The 22,242-nt window shown below is 39.1% G+C and carries 19 protein-coding genes; 9 read left to right on the forward strand and 10 right to left on the reverse strand.

Annotated elements, in window-relative coordinates; all coding sequences use genetic code 11:
- Positions 1 to 266 precede the first annotated feature (266 nt).
- From M2273_RS02500 to M2273_RS02510, 3 genes are all read left to right on the forward strand, one after another.
- Positions 267 to 800 (forward strand): OmpA family protein, encoded by a 534-nt coding sequence (locus M2273_RS02500; protein WP_429392575.1) that lies wholly within the window; start codon positions 267 to 269, stop codon positions 798 to 800.
- A 128-nt stretch (positions 801 to 928) separates the two neighbouring features.
- Positions 929 to 2,599: an ATP-binding cassette domain-containing protein gene (locus tag M2273_RS02505; protein ID WP_429392577.1), complete on the forward strand. Its 1,671-nt coding sequence runs from the start codon at positions 929 to 931 to the stop codon at positions 2,597 to 2,599.
- On the forward strand, positions 2,596 to 3,651 hold the full coding sequence (locus tag M2273_RS02510; RefSeq protein ID WP_429392580.1) for a glycosyltransferase: 1,056 nt from the start codon (positions 2,596 to 2,598) through the stop codon (positions 3,649 to 3,651). Before M2273_RS02505 ends, M2273_RS02510 begins: the two co-directional genes overlap by 4 nt.
- Here M2273_RS02510 and M2273_RS02515 read toward each other — a convergent pair.
- From M2273_RS02515 to M2273_RS02525, 3 genes are read right to left on the reverse strand one after another with little or no spacing between them, the layout of a single operon-like run.
- Positions 3,637 to 4,749 carry a glycosyltransferase family 4 protein gene (locus M2273_RS02515; protein ID WP_429392582.1) on the reverse strand — a complete coding sequence of 371 codons (1,113 nt, stop codon included), beginning with the start codon at positions 4,747 to 4,749 and terminating at the stop codon, positions 3,637 to 3,639. The two genes, M2273_RS02510 and M2273_RS02515, sit on opposite strands and share 15 nt — an antisense overlap.
- 3 nt (positions 4,750 to 4,752) lie before the next feature.
- Positions 4,753 to 5,922: an amidohydrolase family protein gene (locus tag M2273_RS02520; protein WP_429392584.1), complete on the reverse strand. Its 1,170-nt coding sequence runs from the start codon at positions 5,920 to 5,922 to the stop codon at positions 4,753 to 4,755.
- Positions 5,923 to 6,663, reverse strand: a complete 741-nt coding sequence (locus M2273_RS02525; RefSeq protein WP_429392587.1) for a class I SAM-dependent methyltransferase — start codon at positions 6,661 to 6,663, stop codon at positions 5,923 to 5,925.
- Between the two features lie 236 nt (positions 6,664 to 6,899).
- Between M2273_RS02525 and M2273_RS02530 the strand changes: the two genes are divergently transcribed.
- The 6 genes from M2273_RS02530 (at position 6,900) to M2273_RS02555 (ending at position 13,613) form a co-directional block, all read left to right on the forward strand.
- Complete coding sequence (locus tag M2273_RS02530; RefSeq protein ID WP_429392590.1) at positions 6,900 to 8,414, forward strand: B12-binding domain-containing radical SAM protein; 1,515 nt, start codon at positions 6,900 to 6,902, stop codon at positions 8,412 to 8,414.
- A gap of 15 nt (positions 8,415 to 8,429) precedes the next feature.
- Complete coding sequence (locus M2273_RS02535; protein ID WP_429392592.1) at positions 8,430 to 9,176, forward strand: class I SAM-dependent methyltransferase; 747 nt, start codon at positions 8,430 to 8,432, stop codon at positions 9,174 to 9,176.
- Between the two features lie 2 nt (positions 9,177 to 9,178).
- A complete protein-coding gene (locus M2273_RS02540) occupies positions 9,179 to 10,228 on the forward strand; it encodes a radical SAM protein (protein ID WP_429392594.1) in 1,050 nt (349 codons plus the stop codon).
- A gap of 3 nt (positions 10,229 to 10,231) precedes the next feature.
- Positions 10,232 to 11,704 (forward strand): B12-binding domain-containing radical SAM protein, encoded by a 1,473-nt coding sequence (locus tag M2273_RS02545; protein ID WP_429392596.1) that lies wholly within the window; start codon positions 10,232 to 10,234, stop codon positions 11,702 to 11,704.
- Complete coding sequence (locus tag M2273_RS02550; RefSeq protein ID WP_429392598.1) at positions 11,701 to 12,519, forward strand: class I SAM-dependent methyltransferase; 819 nt, start codon at positions 11,701 to 11,703, stop codon at positions 12,517 to 12,519. The genes M2273_RS02545 and M2273_RS02550 overlap by 4 nt, the downstream gene beginning before the upstream one ends.
- A 134-nt stretch (positions 12,520 to 12,653) precedes the next feature.
- A complete protein-coding gene (locus M2273_RS02555) occupies positions 12,654 to 13,613 on the forward strand; it encodes a hypothetical protein (RefSeq protein ID WP_429392601.1) in 960 nt (319 codons plus the stop codon).
- A gap of 43 nt (positions 13,614 to 13,656) precedes the next feature.
- Here M2273_RS02555 and M2273_RS02560 read toward each other — a convergent pair whose 3' ends face one another.
- From M2273_RS02560 to M2273_RS02590, 7 genes are all read right to left on the reverse strand, one after another.
- Entirely contained in the window at positions 13,657 to 14,577 is a 921-nt protein-coding gene (locus M2273_RS02560) for a nucleotidyltransferase domain-containing protein (RefSeq protein WP_429392603.1), read from the reverse strand.
- 24 nt (positions 14,578 to 14,601) lie between these two features.
- Positions 14,602 to 15,924 carry an O-antigen ligase family protein gene (locus M2273_RS02565; protein WP_429392605.1) on the reverse strand — a complete coding sequence of 441 codons (1,323 nt, stop codon included), beginning with the start codon at positions 15,922 to 15,924 and terminating at the stop codon, positions 14,602 to 14,604.
- Complete coding sequence (locus M2273_RS02570; protein WP_429392608.1) at positions 15,902 to 17,029, reverse strand: DUF1972 domain-containing protein; 1,128 nt, start codon at positions 17,027 to 17,029, stop codon at positions 15,902 to 15,904. Before M2273_RS02570 ends, M2273_RS02565 begins: the two co-directional genes overlap by 23 nt.
- A 2-nt stretch (positions 17,030 to 17,031) precedes the next feature.
- Entirely contained in the window at positions 17,032 to 18,105 is a 1,074-nt protein-coding gene (locus M2273_RS02575) for a glycosyltransferase family 4 protein (RefSeq protein ID WP_429392611.1), read from the reverse strand.
- The gene (locus M2273_RS02580; RefSeq protein ID WP_429392614.1) at positions 18,098 to 19,069 is read right to left on the reverse strand and encodes a glycosyltransferase family 2 protein; all 972 of its coding nucleotides are present in this window, start codon (positions 19,067 to 19,069) and stop codon (positions 18,098 to 18,100) included. Before M2273_RS02580 ends, M2273_RS02575 begins: the two co-directional genes overlap by 8 nt.
- Positions 19,059 to 20,738, reverse strand: a complete 1,680-nt coding sequence (locus M2273_RS02585) for a hypothetical protein (RefSeq protein ID WP_429392617.1) — start codon at positions 20,736 to 20,738, stop codon at positions 19,059 to 19,061. Before M2273_RS02585 ends, M2273_RS02580 begins: the two co-directional genes overlap by 11 nt.
- Before the next feature lie 77 nt (positions 20,739 to 20,815).
- Positions 20,816 to 22,231, reverse strand: a complete 1,416-nt coding sequence (locus M2273_RS02590) for an oligosaccharide flippase family protein (protein ID WP_429392619.1) — start codon at positions 22,229 to 22,231, stop codon at positions 20,816 to 20,818.
- Between the last annotated feature and the right edge of the window lie 11 nt (positions 22,232 to 22,242).

A 22,242-nucleotide genomic window follows, 5' to 3' on the forward strand; every position in this document is an offset into this window, starting at 1 on the left:
TTTAAGTTCATTAAATCAATCAATTGATGATCAATTAATTATCTCGATTTTTTATTTAAATTAATCGACTGGTTTAATAGCCATTTAAACTTTTGCTGAATACTTGCAGCGTAAATTTGCCGTTTAGTTACCGGCACAAGATAATGCTGTTACCAGGCTATTTCAAACAAAATGGCTGGTAAATGCTTTATTTATCAATGTGTTATATTCAACTTAGGTTGAAATGACTAATATTTTTTATGTTTACAAAAAAACAAAACTTAGCTATGAAAGCTTTAAAAACACCTTTATTTACCCTAATCTTCGCGTTATTAGCCATCACGGTATTATCATGTAAATCAAAAAAACTGGCTCAAAAACCTGTACCGGTTGAAACTGAACAACAGTATGCTCCGGCCCCGCAACCAGCTCCTGCGCCGGCACCTACACCAGCTCCTACGCCACCGCCGCCAGCCCCTAAGCCTAACTATAATTTCAGCAATATCCAGTTTGAGTTTAACTCTGCTGTTTTAAGAACAACTTCTTATCAAAGTTTGGACCAGGCTGCTGCCGAAATGAAGAAAGATAACACTGTAAAATTTGTATTGAATGGTAATGCTTCGGCCGAAGGTACACCAGATCATAATATGGAACTATCTGTTGAAAGAGCTAATTCCGTAAAATTATACCTGGTGAATAGTGGTATCAATGGAGATAACTTAACTGTGAAAGGTTATGGTGAAAGTAACCCTATTGCAGACAATACCACTGAAGAAGGAAGAATACAAAATCGCAGGGTTGAGATTAAGGTTAATAAATAATCTATAAAACTCCTGCTAAAAGTAAAGCCCTGGTAAATCATTTATCAGGGCTTTACTTTTATAATTGGCAACCATTATGCCTGCTGTCCCGTAATGATAATTAATGGCAATAATACTTATCGGGTACCTTGAAGCATATAATTAAGGGGATCTTAACCCTGTTGAACACCAAAGAGAAAGCAAGGCTGTGCAGGCTTATCCTGTTCGACCTTGTTATTAGCGTGCTTGATATTGCTTTTTTGGGCTTGTTGTTATTGGTAATAAGCTTTTATACTTCAAATAAAGTACTAAACTCAGGTTCCATTGTGCTGCCTGTAGGTTGGTTTAATAAAAATTCCATACTGCTGATAAGTCTTTTTTTAATTCTTTTCAGCATTAAAAACTGGTTTGGGTATTTGATATTGCGTTTTCAGCATCATTTTTTTTATGGAGTAGCCTCAAGGCTATCAAAAAAAAATATCATCCATTACCTGAAGGATGATTATATGCGCTTTGTACATGTTGACTCATCCATTCATATCCGGCAAATCAGTCAGCAACCCATTGAGTTCAGTCATTATATCCTGACCAATGTTCAGCAGGTAATTTCCCAGAGTATCCTTATTTTATTTACAGTATGCGCTATATTGATCTATCAGCCTGTGTTATTTTTATTATTGCTGCTATTGCTATTACCGCCCATCATCGTACTGGCTTATTTCATAAGGCGGCGATCAAAACAAGTTAGGGTACATACCAAACTGGCCAGCGAAAAAACTATTCAGCATTTGCAGGAATCCTTATCTGGTTTTGTAGAAAGCAATATTTATGATAAAAGTGATTTTTTAACCAACCGCTATCATAACTACCAGCAGCAACTAAATAATAACCTGGCCACACAGCAAACTTTGCAGGGGCTACCCTCGCGCCTTGTGGAGGTTTTTGCCATATTTGGTTTTTTTATACTGGTGGTTATTAACAAATGGTCGGCACACGGGCCGGTAGTTGATTTGCTAACCATAGGCGTTTTTATGGCTGCCGCATATAAGATCATTCCCGGCATTATTAAAATATTGAACAGCACCGGGCAGATAAAAACTTATGAGTTTACTTTGAATGATCTGCTAACGGTAAAAGAGCCAGTAGTACCAACCAGTAATACACCCGATATTGTTTTACCTATCATATCTATCCGGTTTGATAATATCAGCTTTAACTATAAAAATCAGGAGATACTAAAAGGTACCAGCTTCCATATTAATGAGGGGGACCTTGTGGGTATATCGGCCGTATCCGGACGTGGTAAAACAACGCTGATCAATTTACTGTTAGGTTTTTTAACAACCGAAAGCGGAAATATTTTGTTCAACGAAAAGGTGGCAGATACAGGTGTACGAAAACAATACTGGAAAAGGATAGCTTATGTAAAACAGCAAAACTATTTTATTCACGATAGCATCCTGAAAAACATTACGCTTAGCGATGATGAAAGTAATGATGAAAAATTGGCCGAAGTAATTACGTTTTGCGGACTTAACACCTTACTTACAGGTAACACCGAAGGATTAAATAAAGTGATAAGGGAAAACGGTAAAAACCTAAGCGGCGGGCAACGGCAAAGGATCATGCTGGCCCGGGCGCTTTATCATGATTTTGATGTGCTGATACTTGATGAGCCATTTGGCGAAGTAGATCAGGAAGCTGAAGAAGCTATTCTTTTACAACTAAAGCAATTGGCCGCATCAGGTAAGATCATTATGTTTATTACTCATAATTCTGCAAGTCTTACTTACTGCAACAAACTGATAACCATTGAATGAACAAACAAAAAGCATTGGTAATTCTTAGTCCCGGGTTTCCGGCTGATGAAGGCGATACTACTTGCATACCACCCATGCAAATTTTTGTAAAAGCTTTAAAACAGCATAACCCGCCGCTGCATGTTATTGTGATAAGCTTTCAATATCCTTTTACCGCTTCGCGATATTGGTGGTATGGGGTTGATGTGATTGCTTTGGCAGGTAAAGGCAGGGGCCAGTTATACAGACTACTTACCTGGAGACGTGTATGGAAAACCCTAAAAAAACTTCATTACGAGTATGAGTTGACAGGGCTGTTGAGTTTTTGGATAGGTGAATGTGCCTTTGTTGGCAACAAATTTGCAAAAAAGTACAGTTTGCTACATTACACATGGTTACTGGGTCAGGATGCAAAAGCCGGCAATGAATATGTAAACCGGATAAAACCTGATCGGGGATCACTAATAGCCATATCTGATTCTTTAGCAAAAGAGTTCAGGATAAATTATGGCTTATTGCCTGAACATACCATTCCAACAGGTATAGACACTACGCTTTTTAAAACAGTACCGGCAGGCAGGGATATTGATATTATGGGGGCAGGTTCACTTATTCCGCTTAAGCAATACCATTTGTTTGTTAATGTAGTTAAAAATTTAACCGCCGAATTTCCGAAAATAAAAACAGTTATCTGCGGTAAAGGTCCCGAAATGGAGAATCTTAAAAAACAGATAAGCAGGCTAAAACTTGAAAACAATATTCAATTAAAAGGAGAACTATCACATCCTGAAGTACTTGCGCTGATGCAGCGTTCAAAAGTATTTTTACATACATCGTCATATGAGGGCTATAGCACTGTTTTAAGTGAGGCCTTATATGCTGGGTGCCATGTGGTGAGCCTGGTTAATGCTATGAATGCCCGACCTGTGCAACACCATGTACCCGATAACGCGGAACATTTACCGGATATAATTAAAGAACTGCTTAAAAATAAAAACCTGGTTCATGAACAGGTATTGGTTTACCCGATCCAAACCATTGTGGCCAAAGTAGCAGCATTATTCGGCCATTAAATATTTGCAAATATCTACCAGATCATCAGCAATGCTTTTGAAGGTGAGATTTTGGTTAAAATAATTTAAATTTTGGGCAGAAAATTTCCCCCTGTCTAAATTATCGATGATACCTAATAATCTGCCAAGGGCGGTAGCATTACCAGGCGGGTATAAAAAACCACATTTACTACTGCCCACTATTTTTTGATAGGATGGGATAGTTGTAACAACAGGAATACAACCGCAAGCCATAGCCTCAAGCAAAGCATACCCGCTGCCTTCTTTATGGCTGCCTGATATATAAAAATCAGCAGCGCTGTACCAATAAGGTAATTCAGTGTTAGGAACTTTACCTACCAATACCACCGCATTTGATAATACCCTGTTCGATGCAAACAATTGCATCACGTCATTCACCATATCTTCTGTTTGATAGATCATGTAAAGTTTCGCATCCGGGTTTATTTGCAGATATTGCCCAAACCCGGTTAAAACAGTAAGCGGATCCTTATTGGCATTTAACCGGCCAACCCACAGAAAATTGGTTTCGCCCATTATTTCGGTGCGATCTTTACTTTCTTGCTTGTCTTTTTGGGTAAAGTTGGTTGATGCCTCTAACAATTCAAATATATTAGCGTCTGACTTAATGATGCCATTTTTTTTCCATATCTCGGCGTTGCCCGCAGCTGTGAAAATAAACGCGTTCACCATATTGCATGACAGCTTTTGCAGCCATCCCTTTATTCCGCCGAAAGGTAATTCACCATGATGCTGAATAACCATTTTAAAGTTTTTGCCGCAAAACAATCGCAAAAACATTACCTGCAATGGGAAAACAAGCCCCTGTACCAAAACTATATCCGGCTTTAGCTCACGGATGAACCGATGAGCTTTAAAAGATATTGACCAAAATCTGTTATGCCCTTTAAAAAAATGATAGGGGATGCCATCAATAACAGTATGCTCCTCAAAGGCGGCATGTTTTACAAAAGTAAAATCAAGCTTATTTTTAAGATGGAGTGCAAAAGCTAAAGCAGGGGCATGGTTTTCAACAACCTGCCCAGACCGGTTATAATTACGATGCGCGTAGTAAGTAAGATCAACCAGCTTTATCAATTTTTATAGTATTTGATGGCCAATAACTTCAATGGGAAAAACAAACCCCGGTAAATATAATTTGATCTGTTTAACCAGGTCATCCATATTTTCATCTATATATTTATAAGCGTCATTCATTTTAATTAAACTAAAATGCCTGCCCTTAAGGTGATGCGTCAATTGTGCTAATAATTCCTGATCAAACAACCTGATATTACCCCGGTGCATAACCAGCAGCAGATCTGCCGGTACAACTTTATAAAAAGCATCGAGATCAACGGCGCCTTCTTTTCTCCGGGCTATAACTATATCGGCATCTTTGCCACTCTGCAATTCACCGGTGTTTACCTCCCATATTTTTGCAGGATTAATATTTAGTGAATCATATAATTCTTCGTCGGTTAGCAACCCAGTTTTGCGGGCCATGGCTATATGATCCCAAATGTTCCAGTTACTGGTAAGGGTAGAGTCGGTACCGAATATAATGCTGGTATGCTGTTTTAATAGCTGTATAGCCGCGGTTTTATTCAGCAGAAAATAGTTTGATTGCGGGCACCATACGATGCCTTTAAAATTAACAGCTTGTTGCGCTGTCATGGCAACAGCATGGATGCCTACTAAATTTCTATGCAGCTTATTCCAGTATATCAGGCGGTCAATTTCATCAGAGGCAGCCTCATCTGTTCCTTCGCCGGTATGGATCACTACAGGTAAGTTTTTTTTTAGCGGATTGTTCAATTTAAGTTTCCAGGCTTTTTCAAATGCCGCCGAATGCAAGTCGTGAGTATCTTCGTAAACAGTAAGGGGCGCATTGTTAATGGTTAAACGTTTGCCATGGTTAACAACAGTTGTTACCCCACAGAGCAGGTTTTTATATACGCCCCAAAGTATACGCAGATGAGGGGGAACCTTCAATACATCCCTTATTTCCTGCTTAAATTGCTGATGGATATAGGTTCCCCATTCGGTATAATTTTTATAAATACGATTACCTAACTGCGGGAACAAGTTAAAATCAAGATGATCATGAGAGTTAATAAGCCCAGGGAAAACTATAGCATCATCAAAATGAAACTGTACAGCAGTAGCATCAGTTATTGTTTCAGGAGTTATTTTATCAATTTTGCCGTGACTTATCCTAATATTCACTGCTTGCCCACTATTAGCCAACTTCGCACCACGGAGTATCATTTATTCTTTCTTTAAGTGGATGCCATATATTACCGGAAAGCCTTTATACTTTTCATACACATGCAAAGCATCTTGCCTGGCGTAAAAAGGTTTCATGCTTTCGTCTATTTTAATCTCCTCCTGGCTCAATAAATGAAAACCGTTTTTTAGCAGTACTTCCTTAATGGTATAAATAGGATGAACATGATTTTGCACTGCCAATACCGCATTGTTATGCTTAAAAGTTCTTTTGCCGCCAAATGCCAGTGTATGTGGATGAAAATCGGTGATGATCATTTCGCCGCCATTTTTTAGTAAGCGGCACCATGCCAGCATAGCCTCCTCAATATCTTCAATGTGGGCTACAGTAAGGGTAGATACTATTACATCGAAAGCAGCATCAGGAGTATTCATGAACAGGTTATCGATAATGAGACTGGTATGTGCTGCCGGGTACTTTTCCTTTAATTTCCCGAGCATTCCGCCAGATACATCAAAGCCGGTTAAACCCGCAGGCTGTTTGTTAAACATGGCTGGCCAGTGCCTGCCTGTACCGCAACCAATATCAGCTACCTGTTTTCCTTTAATATCCACCTGGCTAATGAGGTATGAAAATAACTGGCCATCAAGGTGTAACATCAGGTTATCAGGTTGCATGTCATATTCAGCCGACCACAGGTCATAGGCTTCTACAACACTTTTTTCGGTTACTGCCGGGGCAGATACTTTGCTTTTTATGTAATTTTTTATGGTGGCTAACATAGTATCAGTCTTTATAACAATTACGGGTTTTCGTGGCTTAAGGTTGCCCGTAGCTTTTTTATTATTATCACAGGCAACCACTGCTAATTGTAGAGCGTATTATATAGTAAACGATTTACATTTTTTACAATTTGGGGTTGTGTGAGCGATGGATGTAAAATGCCATCGCTTATTATTTGAAAGCCTTAAAAAATGTCGGGTTTAGTGTAAATAATCAGTGATTATTAATTATCAATATGGTAACAAAGAAGATCAATAAAGTAATACTTTTTAATCCTAAAAGTGCTATAGCCAAATACCGGATCCCCAATTCCATTTTAAATATTGCAGCTTCTATTGAAGGCAAATATGATTGGGCAATTGTTGATGGAAACTGTGAGGCAGATCCATTGCAAAAGATGGAAAGCTATTTAAAAACAGGCGAATACGGATATATAGGCTTTACCGTAATGCCTGGCCCGCAGCTAAAGCAAGCTATCGAATTATCGAGAGTTATTAAAGACCGCTATCCCTATACTACCATGATATGGGGCGGATATTTTCCCTCAACCCAGCCTAATGTAGTTTTAAATTCAGGTTATGTTGATTTTATCATCAACGGCCCCGGCGATAATGCCTTTCCGCTGTTGATTGATTCTCTTGAAAATCATAAACCTTACGAGTTTATCAAAAACCTGATCTATAAAGCAGATGGTAAGATAACCAAAACCATAAAAGAAGATCTGCTTGATCAGGATTCATTACCGCCATTGCCTTATGATAAACTGAATAACTTTTATCCTTTAGGTAAATTTTTAGGCAAAACTTACCTGGGCGAACATACTATGGCTTACCATTCCAGTATTGGCTGCCCTTTTACCTGTTCTTTTTGCGCGGTAGTACCTATTTACGAGGCAAGATGGAAGGCTAAGTCGGCCCAAACCGTTTATAAGGATATTAAATATATTAAAGATAACTGGGGAGCAGATGCCATTGAATTTCATGACAATAACTTCTTTGTGTCTGAAAAGCGTTCGGTAGACTTTTCAAAACTTATTAAACCCGAAGGCATGACCTGGTGGGGAATGGCACGTATTGATACGATGGATAAGTTTAAAGACTCATCTTTGGAGCAAATGCGTGAAGCCGGCTGTAAATGTATCTTTTTTGGTGCCGAAAGCGGCAACAACGAAATTCTGGAGCAAATGGATAAAGGCGGTACCCAAACCGGCGAACAGATTATCCGTTTTGCCGAGCGGTTAAAACAGTTTGATATTATTCCCGAATACTCTTTTGTATTAGGCACACCGGCTGCAACTCCCGAAAAAGTGCAAAAGCAAATTGATTTTGAGATCAATTTTATCAAGCGCGTAAAAGAGGTTAACCCTAAAACGGAGATTGTTATATACACGTATACACCTGTACCTACAGAAGGATCTGAGTTATACAAACAGGTTTTGGAACAGGGTTTTGCATATCCACAAACTTTAGAGGATTGGATAAGCCCCGCCTGGGAAAATTTTGACTTGCGCAAGAATCCTTTAACTCCGTGGATCAAACCTGAAATGATTGATAAGATCAGGAATTTTGAAACAGTGCTGAATGGCGTTTATCCTACGGTTACCGATATAAAGCTTAATGATCTGAAAAGAAGATCGATAAAGCTGCTGTCAACACTACGCTACAAAACAAACATATACAAGTATCCATATGAAATAAAGTTGCTGCAAAGGTTTTGGCAATACCGTCAGCCGGAGATACAGGGTTTTTAAATTAGCCTTAAAACTTTGAAAGAAACCAAAATTGATATGACCCCAAACGCTGCCCCAATAACTGATGAAGCATTGGAGGAAATGTATATTGCTATACGCGAAAAGGAGGGAAGGACTTATACTGATAAGCAGGTTGCCCAGTTACCTCATATTGATGCCGGACACCGGTACTATAAAGAATGGAGGGTGCGGCAACGCTCATCCCAGCGACTGATAACCCACCTGAAACAAATGCAAAAGCCGCTCAGTATCCTGGAAATTGGTTGCGGCAATGGATGGCTTTCGGCCAAACTTGCTAACATACCTTATGCAAAGGTAACCGGGCTTGATACCAACCGTATTGAAATTGAGCAAGCGCGTCGGGTGTTTAAAAAATCTAATTTGCAATTTATTCAGAAGGGGCTTAACCCTGGTACTTTTAACAACGGGGCAAAATTTGATGTGATCATTTTTGCCGCTTCACTGCAGTACTTTCCGTCGGTAAGGGTAATAATGGGCGACGCGTTTTCATTACTAAATCAGGATGGTAAGGTACATGTTCTGGATACACCGTTTTATCATAAAGAGGATGTTAGAAAATCGGTGACGCGATGCCGTCAATATTATAAGGATATGGGCTTTGAAGTTATGGCCGATCATTATTTTCACCATGCACTACAAAAATTTAATGCTTTTAAGCATAAGATATTGTTTAATCCCGGTGGCTTTTGGAACAGGTTGGTTAAAAAGGATGTTTTTTATTGGATAATGTTAAAACCTTAACTATGGCAGGCCAGTCATTATACCATACTTTTAAGCGTTACCGCACACTGCAAACGCACATGATATCAGCATTGCCTATTGTGATACTGATGCCGCATAGCGCCTGTAATTGCCGTTGTGTGATGTGTGACATCTGGAAGGATAACAAAAACCTGAAGCAATTAACCGAGGCGGACATCAGTGGGCTGCTAACGTCCCTCAAACAGCTTGATACCAAACAGGTGCTCATGTCTGGCGGGGAGGCTTTGCTAAATACCAATTTTTTTGTACTATGCCACATACTTAAAAATGCAGGTATAAAAGTAACGCTGCTTACAACCGGTTTATCCATAAAAAACCATGCAGAACAACTGCTTACCTGGGTTGATGACCTTATTGTTTCGCTGGATGGGGATGAAGCACTGCATGATGCTATCAGAAACATACCCAATGCGTTCCGCAAGCTCAGAGAAGGGGTGGAGCATATTAAAAAATTAAATCCTGCTTACCGTATCACCGGGCGCACGGTGATACACCGGCTTAATTACCGCAATTGGCCGGCAATTATAGCAGAGTCAAAAAAGATGGGGCTTGATCAGGTAAGTTTTTTACCAGCTGATGTAAGCAGCCATGCTTTTAACAGGCAACAAGCCTGGACCGAGCCTAAACAAGATGAGATACTGATACCAGAACATGAACTACCTGAACTAAGCGAGGTGATCAGTTATTTATTTACGGAGTACGAGGAGGAATTTGATAATGGCTTTATTGCTGAAAGCCGCGAAAAGATCAAGAATATATATCATTATTACGCCGCGTTTTACGGGCATAATGCTTTTCCTTTTAAAAAGTGCAATGCACCCTGGGTATCAACCGTTGTTGAAGCTGATGGGGCCGTTAGACCCTGCTTTTTCATGGAATCAATGGGTAACATCAGGGATACATCGCTTCACAATATTTTAAACAGCGCCGAGGCCATTGCGTTTCGCAGATCGTTGGATACTTTAACACACCCAACCTGCGTAAAATGCGTTTGCTCACTTAACCTGTCACCATTAACCAATATTGCTTAATCAATGGAACAGTTAAATAATATACTTTTTACGCATTCTTATTTTTTGCGTTTTGACCCTAAACAATGGGCACAGGGACAACCGTATCCGCCACTGGGCACGCTGTACGCTGCTTCCTTAATGCGGCAGAACGCATATAAGGTATCACTTTTTGATACCATGTTTACGCATACCCCTGATGAAGTTATTGCTGCTATTGATAAAACCCAGCCCGGTTTTTTTGTGATATACGATGATGGGTTTAACTACCTCACCAAAATGTGCCTTACCAACATGCGCGAGGCTGCATTTAAAATGTGTAAACTGGCAAAAGCCAGGGGTTGTACGGTTATTGTATCCAGCTCTGATTCAACCGACCGTTTTAAAGAATACTTACAGGAAGGTGCTGATTTTGTGATCATAGGCGAAGCGGAACACACGCTGCTTGAACTGGCTAACGCTATTAAAAGCGGAATAGATGATTTCTCTGATATTCAAGGGCTGGCCTATACTAAACAAGGTGTACCGTTTAAAACTTTTGCCCGCCCTGTACTCAAAGACCTTGATAGTTTACCTTTACCTGCCTGGGACCTGGTTGATATGACCCCATATCGCGAATGTTGGTTAAAACACCGGGGATATTTTTCATTAAATGTAGGTACTACACGCGGCTGCCCCTTTAAATGTAACTGGTGTGCCAAGCCTATATACGGCAACCGCTACAATTCACGCAGTCCCGAGGACGTGATCACCGAGATCAAATTGCTAAAGGATAATTTTCATATGGATCATATTTGGTTTTGTGATGATATTTTTGGTTTAAAACCAGGTTGGGTAGTAAAGTTTGCACAACTTGTTGAACAGGAAAATCTTAAGTTCAGCTATAAGATCCAATCCCGGGCCGACCTGCTTTTAGAAGAAGAAACCGTACAGGCGCTGGCGGCTTCGGGTTGTGATAACGTTTGGATAGGTGCCGAAAGCGGTTCGCAAAAAATACTGGATGCCATGGATAAAGGCATTACCACACAGCAGATATTTACAGCTACGCAACTCATGAAAAAGCATGGCATAAAACCATCGTTTTTTATCCAGTTTGGTTATCCTGGCGAAACTAAGGAAGACATAGTGCAAACTATCCGGATGATCAACAATCTTTTACCGCATGAAATAGGTATTTCGGTTTCTTATCCGCTGCCGGGTACCTTGTTTTATGAAAAGGTAAAAGCCGATCTTCAAAAAAAGACCAACTGGACAGACTCCGACGAAATGGCACTGATGTTTAGCAATACTTTTAGTCCCGCTTATTATAAACAGTTGCATAAGTACGTGCATCAAAACTATCATGCCCATTTGGCTACATACAATCTTGTAAAACTGCTTAACAACCCCTTTAAATTAAACACAAAGCGCATCAGGAAAGCGGTATCGGTTTTATACCATGCACCGGCAATGATGATAGAAAGGTATAAGTTAAGTCAACTGGAAAAAGTGTCATGACAAACATCAGTATAATACATAACAATGAAACCGACGCGTCCACGGCTTTTACCCGGCAGTCGGTGGTGTTTGATGAGATCTACTCAGGTAATACCATTATCAATTATAAACGGACGAGGGTAAGGCAGCATGTTTTACAACACCTGGCACCAGATAGCAGCATACTGGAACTAAACAGCGGCACCGGCGAAGACGCCATATTTTTCGCCAAAGCAGGGCATAGGGTTCATGCTACCGATATATCAACAGGAATGCAACAAGTGCTACAGCAAAAGTCTGCCCCTTACCGCGACAGGATCAGCTTTGAGACCTGCTCTTTTACTCAGCTTGATCAATTACAAAACCAGGGGCCGTTTGATCATATATTTTCAAACTTTGGCGGCCTCAATTGTACCGGCGAACTGGAGAAAGTTTTGCTATCATTTGATGCATTGCTTAAACCGGGCGGTAAAGTAACTTTGGTTATTATTCCCGGCTTTTGTTTGTGGGAAACACTGCTTGTTTTCAAGGGTAAATTCAAGACCGCATTCCGCAGGTTTTTTAGCAGCAAGGGAAGAACAGCCCATATTGAAGGGACTTATTTTAAATGTTATTATTACAACCCGTCATTCATTACCAATACCTTACAGCAATCATATAGGGTATTGGGCTTAGAAGGGCTATGTACGCTGGTACCACCATCATACATAGAAGACTTTGCCGAGAAGCACCCCAGGGCCTATAATTTCCTGAAAAATAAAGAGGACAAATGGAAGGATAAATGGCCATGGAAATACATGGGCGATTATTTTATTATTTCATTGGAGAAGAAATAAACAGACAAACCAAATTAATAAATAACTTGTGGCACCCCTTATAAAATACTTTCCTATAAAAGAAATAAGTATTTCATAAAAAAAATAAGTGTATAGCAAAAGATAATATTATTATCTTAGTAAAAACACTGGCCATGAAGCTAAATATAATAACCTTTGGGTTAACGCTATTATTGATCAATGCCACTATCATTGTTGGCTGTAATAATAATCCCCATATTGTTAAGCATAACGGCGAAAAAGACCTGATCTCTTTTAAATCAATAGAAGGAATTAGCTACACTGAGGTAAATCGTCGTCAAAAAAATGGCCTTTCATTTAACGAGTATGGTTACCAGTTAGAACCTCAATGGAAATTGAATTTCGTTTCAGATGATTCAGTAAGCATATATAGCCTCAATAAAAAACGCTTTTTTAATTTTCCGCTCTCACGGGGTTACGACTCTGTTTTTAACACAATCCGAACCTGGCTTAAAGTAAAAAAGATGAGTAAAGACAGCCTCGTATTGGAAATGCTTAAAGCCCAAAATGATACTGTCGACATCACAGGCGCTGGGGTTTATATGACTTTTTACGCTGATAATTATGTGAAAAATGTACTTCGAAGTGATACAACTATACTTAGACGTGTCAGTCGAAAAGACAGTTTGTTTATAAAATCATTAGTAATCAAAGCTAACACCGACATTAAAAAGGCTTTTGCGGCAAGACAACCCGTTGCGTTTATAAGTAAGAGCCCATCAATAAAAGTAGAAAAATGGAAAGCAGAGGGAGGTCTCTTGAATAATTTCGACACTTCTGATGATTATTTCGATCCAACATATAATATCACTATTAATAAAGCACACACAAATTTTTACTACTCATTTAGTGTATATGTTGATGATAAAGGACAAATGCATTATGGAGAACCCTTAATTGCTTTTACGGGTGAATCATTCAGGGAAAATTATATTCATGAGTCACAGGCCGTTATGAATAGTTATCTTAAATATTATTTGCAGGTAATTCCAGGAAAAACGTTAAATATGCCTCATACAAGTCTTATAAATATTCATGTTGAAGGAAAAGCTGACGCCCTGGCCATGAGATAAAAATAAGACAGACAGAGATGAGTATATCGATCCGGCTTTTAACTTAATTGGCTACGCTATGATGGTTCTCAACAAGTAGCTGCGCTACCTTTGTTTCGTAGCGGCTTATAAGTTTATATTGAAAATTTTCAGGGTCGGGTTTGGCGTAATGCTTATCGACAGCCATAGCCAATAGAATGCCATGGTTGTTAAGCCTTTTTTGCTGTGTTTTCTGATTCCACCTGCCGGCAGTAATTTTCATTAAACGATCATCCAGCACATCCCCAAAACGATTGTTAAATAACCACTCCGTCATACCCTTTAAAACTATTTTATTTAGTGATTTTGCTGTTGAAACCCGCATAATATGGTTAGGCAAATAATTACGGGTCCAGGCGTTGGCGGTAAAAAAATCTGCAAATGTAGTATCGCCCTGTATGGGTATTAGTGTAACAACTTCTGTAGCCGTATAAATATTCTTTTCGGCAATTTCAAGCTGTTGTTCATCTATGTAATAATTCATACAAAAATAATGCTCGCGGTTAACCAAAAAGGTAAGCTTTTTAAAGCAATGCATCAATGTACGGGCTATCCAGAGACGGTTGGCGGCAGTAATAATAAACAGGTCAATATCCGATCCCTCATCAGCATAATTCTTCGACAGTGAGCCTGAAATGGCAATGCCACGTACATAAGGGAACCTGATCAAAATATCACCAACCTTTCGGGCAACTTTTATCATTTCAAAAGCTTTTTGATTTCCATCGTTCCGGCGCTGTATCAGATAGGGATCATTTTTTAGGGTGTAAAACTTATCAAAGCGATAAATAAGCCTGCAGCTCACCAGGCAAGCCATAGCCACATCAAACAACATGGGTTCATACTTAGCAGGAAGAAACAAACAAATTTCTTCCCTTGTAAGCGGATAGTTGAACACATCAAAATAGGCCAGGGTTGCTAATATATTTTTTTTAAGTTCTGCCAATGTATGATGATTTAAGGGATTATACTAATATGACGTAACGGGTAAGATGTTGGTTGCCAATGTGCCTAAATAATCGTCAGGCTTTTGCTTTATGGGAATAACTTCCTCATTTTCAATATCCGAGAAGATAAAAAAGGAGAAGAAAAAGCTATAGAACATTACTCCTTTATCAACATCGAGTATATTTTCTGAAAAGGAAACAATGGTTATCACCAGCATAAAGCTGATAAATACGACATCCTTATTTTTGAGGGAAGCCTTAAAGCCATAAATAAGCGTTAGCAAATAAATGAGCAGTCCCCATACCCCCGATTTTAAAACTAAACTGATATACTGGTTGTGCGAGTTTAAACCATACAGGTAAGAGCTATACAGTTTTGCATTATAAAAATCATCCTTTAATAAACCAATTTCTGAACCTGATCCATAACCTGTAAGCGGTCTCACTTTTATCCGTTCGGCAGCTACACGCCACCGCTCTATCCGCGAATCAGAGTTTCTAAGCACCGTTTTATCTGCTGACAGGTCTGATTTTAAAAGTGTTACGTAACGCTCGCGGAAGGTGGATATACTTAAAATCCCAACAACAACTATTGCCGTAATAGCACCTCCTGTTAATATAAACCGCTGCCTTCTTTTACCATTAAGCAGGTAATAGGGGAGCACCATGTTGACGATCACAAACAAAATAAGCAATATTGATTTTGAGCTTAATTGTATAAGGCCACCTATCAGGATAAGGCAACAAATGGCATAAAATATTTTTAATGACCTGACCGGTACTCCTTTCACTAAAATATAGAAAAGGTTAACCAGCGCTATTAACAGCTGGAAAGAAAAAAAGGTAGCGTGTATTTTAATGGGTTGAGCAAAGTTGTGATTGGTAAAGCCCTCCGCAAAAATTGAGCTTAACGGCAGGTGATAATATCTGATGGTAAAAAGAGCATCGGCATACAGGTAAAAGACTGTAGCGGTACAAACCAGCGAAAACGATAACAAAAGCTTTGACTTATATTTATTAAAATCGAGCCCATTTAGGGAAAAAAGTATTGGAAAAAGCAAAACCGGTATCCGAAGCGTCCATTCTGTAAATGCCGCGGGAGTGTTTATGGTATAAATGGTCGCTATTATCGTAATAAATAAAACTGATGGCAATACCAGCATTTTTAAGGATAACAGTGACCTTAACCTTTCTTTTTTTAGATGGATGAACGTGTGAAGAGCAAAGCTGATAAGTATAATATGACTATAAAAAAAATCAAACGGCAAGCTTGCCATTAGCAATACTAAATGGTAATAACTGATCTTATTAACCTTACTATCGTTAATGAGCAATAATTCTTTCATAATTTGAATGCTTATAGCTTTCTACAATAAATTCCTCGTACTGATCAATCACCCCCTCCCAGTTAAACTGGTATTGTATTTTATGCAGATTGTTCTTCACCATGTTTTTCTCCTGGTCTTTTCTTTGTACATTTTCAACCAGATCCCTAACTTCGGCTGCGTTTGAAAAGTAAAAGGCATCCGTATTCAGCACCGATTTATTAAAAGGGTTATTATGTGCGGCTATTAAGGCCTCGCTGGCCATAGCCTCCAGCAACGACGGATTTGTACCGCCAACACTATGCCCGTGAAAATACAGGTAAGAGTTATTTTGTAAGGCCCGTATCCTGGGGTTATCAAAAATGGCCCCTTTAAATTCTATACGTTCATCGTTATTAAATTTATCGGTGATATATCTGCCAAAACGGTTGCCTGTATCGCCTAAAACCTTGAATTTTCTGCTCGAGTTACTTTTGTTAAACCCTTCTAAAATTGTTTCAATATTGTTTTCGGGTTCCATCCGTGCCATCAGTAAAAAATAGTCTTCTTTTAAAGCTGCTTTAAAATCATACTGTTCGCGCTCTATATCTGTGTACACATCGGCCCCGTAAGGAATATATGCGCTGTTGATATTATATTTATCGTTCAGGTATGATTTTATTACCAGTGAATCAGCAATATAGTATTGGCTGTATTGCACAGCCAGTTTTTCGGCATATTTTAAAAATTGCTGTACCGGCCTGGAGTACTTTGACCTTTTCCACTCCATGCCATCCATATTGGTAATAATGGTACTGTTTTTAGGGTACAATTTGCCCCAAACCGAACTGCTGGTATAGCCCATTAGTAATACCACATCAAATTTGCTTTTCCGGGCATCAAGCAGACAATTCATATCATAAATAAATTGTCCGGCAGTACCTACCAGGTATTCGGGATCATAACAATGTCTTATCTCCACACCGTTCCAGTGATCTTCCTTATAAGGATGATTGTGCGAGTTATAAACGGTTACCGAGTGGCCCCGTTTTACCAAACCAGCCGAAACATATTCTGATATATGTTCAAAGCCACCGTAATAGTTCGGTATGCCCCTGGTTCCTAATATGGCTATACGTAATTTCATGTCTATAATACTAATTGATATGCTTTTAAAGTTTGTGAAGCGGCCTGTTTCCAGGTGTATTTTTTTAATATGCGATGCCTTAAATTTTCGCTGTAGGCTGCCGAACTTGCTCTTTCAACTGCTGCCAAAATACTTTCGGGCGATGATGGGTCACAGTAAAAGGCGTCGTTAGCAAAGTATTCACGTACATCTCCCTTATCGCTGGTCACAATGTTGCAACCCATCAACGCCGCTTCAATGGAGCTTAGACCGGTAGTTTCGAACCAGCTGGGCAGTATGTGTACTTTAGCCTGCCGGTAATATTTTACCAGTTCATGCTGTGGTATATAATCAATGAAAGTGATATTATCGGCAGCTATACTGCGGCACTCCTGATAGTAGCCTAACTGATTGGGTGCATGTGTTCCTATAAGCAGCAAACGGTAAGGCGTATTATTTAGGGCGCGTATTAAGTTTAACTGGTTTTTTATTCCTTCTATCCGGGCGGCACATATTACCAGCTTTTCATCTTTCTTGATCGAGGCATCGTATTGAAACATATTTTGATCGGCGCCATTGGGAACTATCAGGTGGTTTACATCAGGCTGGTAGGACTGGATTACGCGCAGGTATTCTGATTCGGAATTAGGCAGTATCATGGCTGCCCGGCTCAATATGTTCTTTATACTTTTACGCTGGCCCAGCCAGGTATAGGAGGGGCTTGCCAGGCTATCGCGCCCCATCAAATATCTGGCTATTGATTTAAGGTATTCAATGGTATCGGTCGATAAATAGCGTAAAAGCCGTCCGGCGCCTTTTCGGTGGTATTTATCATACTCACTGTAATTGCATAAAATGGTTGATACCACGTAAGGTATCCCTGCTTTTTGACTATGGTACAGGATATCAGCAGGGCGGGTAAGGTTAAAAAAGTGCAACAGGTCATAATTATGATAATCGATATTTTCGTTAGCCAATTTTATATCGGCGGTTATGCCCATTTCGGTTAGATGACGTGCGGTTTGTACAACCTGAATGGTATCGCCGCCAGGTACGGTATAAATGGTTGACCGGGTAATAAATGCTACTTTAATCATTGTAATGCCCTCCCGAACTAATTTTATGTAACCAGGCAATCAATTTTTCGGGCAGATAACTTATTGTGTACAACAGATAGTTATCCAGCCTGAGCGGAGATACGCATATTGCCCGTGCCATATGCAAACGAGCCTTTTGCGGATGATAGTTATTAATCAATAACTTTTTTGCACACAACGCATAATAGGAACCCTGTTTAATTTTAGGGGAATATTGTTTTTCGCCGATCTCTGCGAGCAGGTTACCTTCGTGCGAGGTGATATTGCGGCTTTTAAGTGTGGAGTATTTGATTTCCAGAAACCTGCGCGGACGCCATTTTTCGTCAATGGTGATTGATTCAGGATTTAATCTTAATTTGATAAGCGGCTGCGAAAAGTTACAGGCTTTTTGATCTTTCAGGATATTTACCCATAAAAAATGATCCTCATAGGTATAAGCATGCTCATTATAACCACCGGCTTTTAATATCACCTCTTTTTTATAAAATACGGTGGAGTGTATGAACGGGCAAACGGAATGTTCTAATTGTTGTATATGCTCATTATTAAGCGCGGGAGGAGTGGAGGTAAAAAGATAAGTACCTTCCATATCCATATAATCGGCCGCTGAACCTATAATGCTGTAATCGGGATTGCTTATCATAAAATCATACTGTAATTGCAGCCTTTCTATGTGGCACACATCGTCTGCATCAAACCGGGCTATGTATGGGGCACGTGCGTATTTTAACCCATTATTGAGTGCCTGAGCTACACCTTTGTTGTCCTGATGTATCATTACTATCCTGGGATCGGTAAATGACCGGATCACATCAGCAGTATCATCAGTTGAACCATCATTTACAATCAGCAGTTCAAAATCAGTAAAAGTTTGCTGCAGAACCGATTCAATGGCTTCTCCAATATATTTACCGGCGTTATAAGCAGGCATTAAAACCGTTATCTTAGGGACATCAAAATTCATTATTGAGGGGTTTAAGAGTTTGGGTTTCTTTAATATTGAGCAATAAAAGCAGTTCAAAAAACACCATTACTGATAATTGCTCAAACCAGTAATCAGTAAATAAAACAGCCATCATTAAAATTAAAATGGGTATGCCATAGGTTAAATTTTTATAATGTTTTACAAAAAAGCCGAGGTACCATATCAGAAAAGCAACAAGGCCGATCAGGCCATACTCGGCAATTAACTGATCATATACCGAAAAAGGACTATTGGTTAAAGAATGAAAACCCGACCTTTTACTATAGAAATTAAGATAAAGGTCGAGGTGATTAACCAGGAAATCATGATTGATATAAATATATTTGCTCAAATAACCGCCTGCAAAACCAAGCCCTGCTGCCCGGTAAGCAAGTTTTGACGAGAAATTACCCATCCCAATGCCTGCGGCTGTTTTATCCGGGTGACTGTGAAAAAAGTTTACAGTTTGCAAAAAGCCTGTAACTTTTCCGGGTACAGTGGTTGTATAATTACTATTGCCTGATATAGGTAGGGAGTCATTATGAGTGCGTATAAAATTGACCAGCTGCATTTGCTCAGGAGGTGTTTCTTTACTGCTTTGATAATAATCGCCATTGATATCAGGCTCTTTAATAGTAATTCGGCCACCATCAATTACATACACGTCCTTACCCAGTTTCAGGCCCCTTTTTTTAAATCTTATGCTTAATACCTTACTCACACTGTCAAGGTATAACCTGGCTATTTTTTGCTTGCGCTCTTCCGGGTTTAAAGTACTATCCGGCCTTAAGGTGATCGGTATGTTTGCGTTTACAACCAGTGGGAATGAAATTGAATCAGCGTCCACATCTTTATACTTTTCAAGTATATGCGCTATTGTTAGGGTTGCATATTTGTTGTTTTGCGGTGATATTTTTGCCATGAAAACCCCAAGAAAAACCAGGCATATTACAATAAGGCTTTTTTGGTAGCGGTTAGTTTTAAAAGCAAACAAGAATAAAAGTATAGGCAGTAAAATAAGGTTAATAAAGTTGCTGCCGGTGAGTAGCAAAGTGCACATGCATACAAAAAGCATGACCACGTTTTTACGGGTCAGGAAATAAATTACGCCAAAAGCATTAAGTACGGCATTGGTTATGGAAGTATCAAATGTGACACCTTTTATATAATCGCCAGTGCTAATAAAATATTTCTGATACTCACCCTGATAGGTGTATGGGTTAATTGTATGTGTTTTTAAAACAATAATGGCAAGGGTACACACAGACAACAGCGCGTTGATAATAAAAAAAGTGAGTATTGTTTGATGGATGATAGCTATATCATTGTTGTCAACAGCCAGTTTAACCTGGTGTATGGCTAATATGCACATGAGCCAAAAAGCAATACCGGTTAATAACAGTATAGTATAACTAACATTGGTATAGCTTTTACTTATAAACCAATTAATTAAGGCAATGGCTATAATTAATAAATAAAAAAGTGGCAGGCGTGAGTTTTTAAAACTGAACCCAAATTTGAAATTGAACTGCCATAAAGTAAAAAAAATGATAACCGGAATTTTTACAACCAGTTTTACATTTAAAAATAGCAGCAGAAAAGTGAGCAATTTCCAATCCACCTTATCTTTCACTTTATCTATATAAAAAGCCACTGCTCTGGTCAACATTATCCGGGGGTTCTTTACAGTCATTACGACCTGAAAAAGGGATTGGTTGCCTGTATAAACGGGGAATGTTTATTATTTCACCAATTCAATATTTTGGAGAGATTTTTACGGTCATCTGATTTTATTTGCCTGGTAAGCAATAAAGTTGAAAGGTAAAACACAATCGAAATAAATAAGGCCAACCACGAGTTTTGAAATAATGTTTTTGCTAAAAATCCACTTATTAAGGCGCAAGAAACACATGCTGCTAAAGTAAAAAGTGCCCCGTTAAGCTCCCCGATCTTGTTTTTTACTGCAAATAAAACAGCCTGTACCAGGCATGATACTAAAAACGCAATGGCAGCCCCTTCATTTTTAAAGAAAGGGATAAGCAGCAGATCGCCAATTATGTTTACACCAAAAGTAACCAGGAATATATGGAGGATCATTTTCATGCGATTTTGCACAAAATAAATTGTCCACAAAAAATTCATGAAATACAAAAGTGGCAGGCATAACGATAGTATAAATATAGTTTTGGTATTTACCGCCCCGTATTTACCAGCAGTAAGCAGATCAATAACCGGGTTCCAACACATGTTTAATAGCAGGCCTGTAAAAGTGGCTATGATCATTTCTATCCTTATGATCAGTTTCAGGTTGCCTTCGCTGTAATTTTCCATTTTAAATAGCTTAGTAAACCGGGGTATCAATAATGGAGCAACGGCCAATAGCGGCAAAGTAGATATCTCAAACACCTTATAGGCAAAACTGTATTCGGCAAGTTTTACCGCCGAAACCATAAAACCGATAAACAACCAATCGAACCGGGCCAATGCCGATGTGACGAGCACAACACCCACCTGCGGTAATGACTGGTGCAGCAGTTGTATATATTCTGCTTTATTCCAACGGGGTACTATAGGGATGCGTATATGCCTGTTGAATAGATACATGGAAAAGGCAAGCTCTAAGGTATCACCAGCTATAAAAACCCACATGATACTATCAAGGCTTATTAAATGTAAAGCTGCCAATATTACTAAAGCAGTACCCCTAATCACATTGGATACAATGAGCATGTATGCCAACAGCCTGAATTTTTCCATCCCGCTTGATATTTGTTTTAGCGGGGTCGAAAAAAAGATCATCAGCTTACCTGCACCTATAAATAGTATAAGCCTGTAAAGCAGTGTATGATTTGCAAAAAATACTTTACCCAGCAACAAAACACCATAAAATAAAAGGCCTGCAAAAATTACGTGAAATACATAAAGAGACAATACCGAGCGGGTATCATCGCCATGGGCTATCTTTTTAACCACTACCTGGTCAATGCCAAAAGAGAGGATATTGAATGCAGTGAATACTACGGTTAAAGCCAGGTTAACGAGCCCGAAATTGTTTTTATCAAGACTTACCGACAGTACATAAAACATCAGGACACCAAATAATTGGTTAATCACCAACTGAAGCGTATTAGCCGAAAGATTTTGTACCAGCTTTTTTTTCATGAACAGGGGCC

Origin of the sequence: Mucilaginibacter lappiensis, assembly GCF_050433765.1 — a bacterium.
In the GTDB taxonomy this organism is placed as follows: Bacteria; Bacteroidota; Bacteroidia; order Sphingobacteriales; family Sphingobacteriaceae; genus Mucilaginibacter; species Mucilaginibacter lappiensis_A.

Excerpts from the sequence above, each read along its gene's own strand:
- M2273_RS02500 (WP_429392575.1), top strand. The coding sequence starts at position 267 with ATGAAAGCTTTAAAAACACCTTTATTTACCCTAATCTTCGCGTTATTA.
- M2273_RS02510 (WP_429392580.1), top strand. The coding sequence starts at position 2,596 with ATGAACAAACAAAAAGCATTGGTAATTCTTAGTCCCGGGTTTCCGGCT.
- M2273_RS02520 (WP_429392584.1), bottom strand. The coding sequence starts at position 5,922 with ATGATACTCCGTGGTGCGAAGTTGGCTAATAGTGGGCAAGCAGTGAAT.
- M2273_RS02525 (WP_429392587.1), bottom strand. The coding sequence starts at position 6,663 with ATGTTAGCCACCATAAAAAATTACATAAAAAGCAAAGTATCTGCCCCG.
- M2273_RS02530 (WP_429392590.1), top strand. The coding sequence starts at position 6,900 with ATGGTAACAAAGAAGATCAATAAAGTAATACTTTTTAATCCTAAAAGT.
- M2273_RS02540 (WP_429392594.1), top strand. The coding sequence starts at position 9,179 with ATGGCAGGCCAGTCATTATACCATACTTTTAAGCGTTACCGCACACTG.
- M2273_RS02545 (WP_429392596.1), top strand. The coding sequence starts at position 10,232 with ATGGAACAGTTAAATAATATACTTTTTACGCATTCTTATTTTTTGCGT.
- M2273_RS02550 (WP_429392598.1), top strand. The coding sequence starts at position 11,701 with ATGACAAACATCAGTATAATACATAACAATGAAACCGACGCGTCCACG.
- M2273_RS02555 (WP_429392601.1), top strand. The coding sequence starts at position 12,654 with ATGAAGCTAAATATAATAACCTTTGGGTTAACGCTATTATTGATCAAT.
- M2273_RS02565 (WP_429392605.1), bottom strand. The coding sequence starts at position 15,924 with ATGAAAGAATTATTGCTCATTAACGATAGTAAGGTTAATAAGATCAGT.
- M2273_RS02570 (WP_429392608.1), bottom strand. The coding sequence starts at position 17,029 with ATGAAATTACGTATAGCCATATTAGGAACCAGGGGCATACCGAACTAT.
- M2273_RS02575 (WP_429392611.1), bottom strand. The coding sequence starts at position 18,105 with ATGATTAAAGTAGCATTTATTACCCGGTCAACCATTTATACCGTACCT.
- M2273_RS02580 (WP_429392614.1), bottom strand. The coding sequence starts at position 19,069 with ATGAATTTTGATGTCCCTAAGATAACGGTTTTAATGCCTGCTTATAAC.
- M2273_RS02585 (WP_429392617.1), bottom strand. The coding sequence starts at position 20,738 with ATGTTGACCAGAGCAGTGGCTTTTTATATAGATAAAGTGAAAGATAAG.
- M2273_RS02590 (WP_429392619.1), bottom strand. The coding sequence starts at position 22,231 with ATGAAAAAAAAGCTGGTACAAAATCTTTCGGCTAATACGCTTCAGTTG.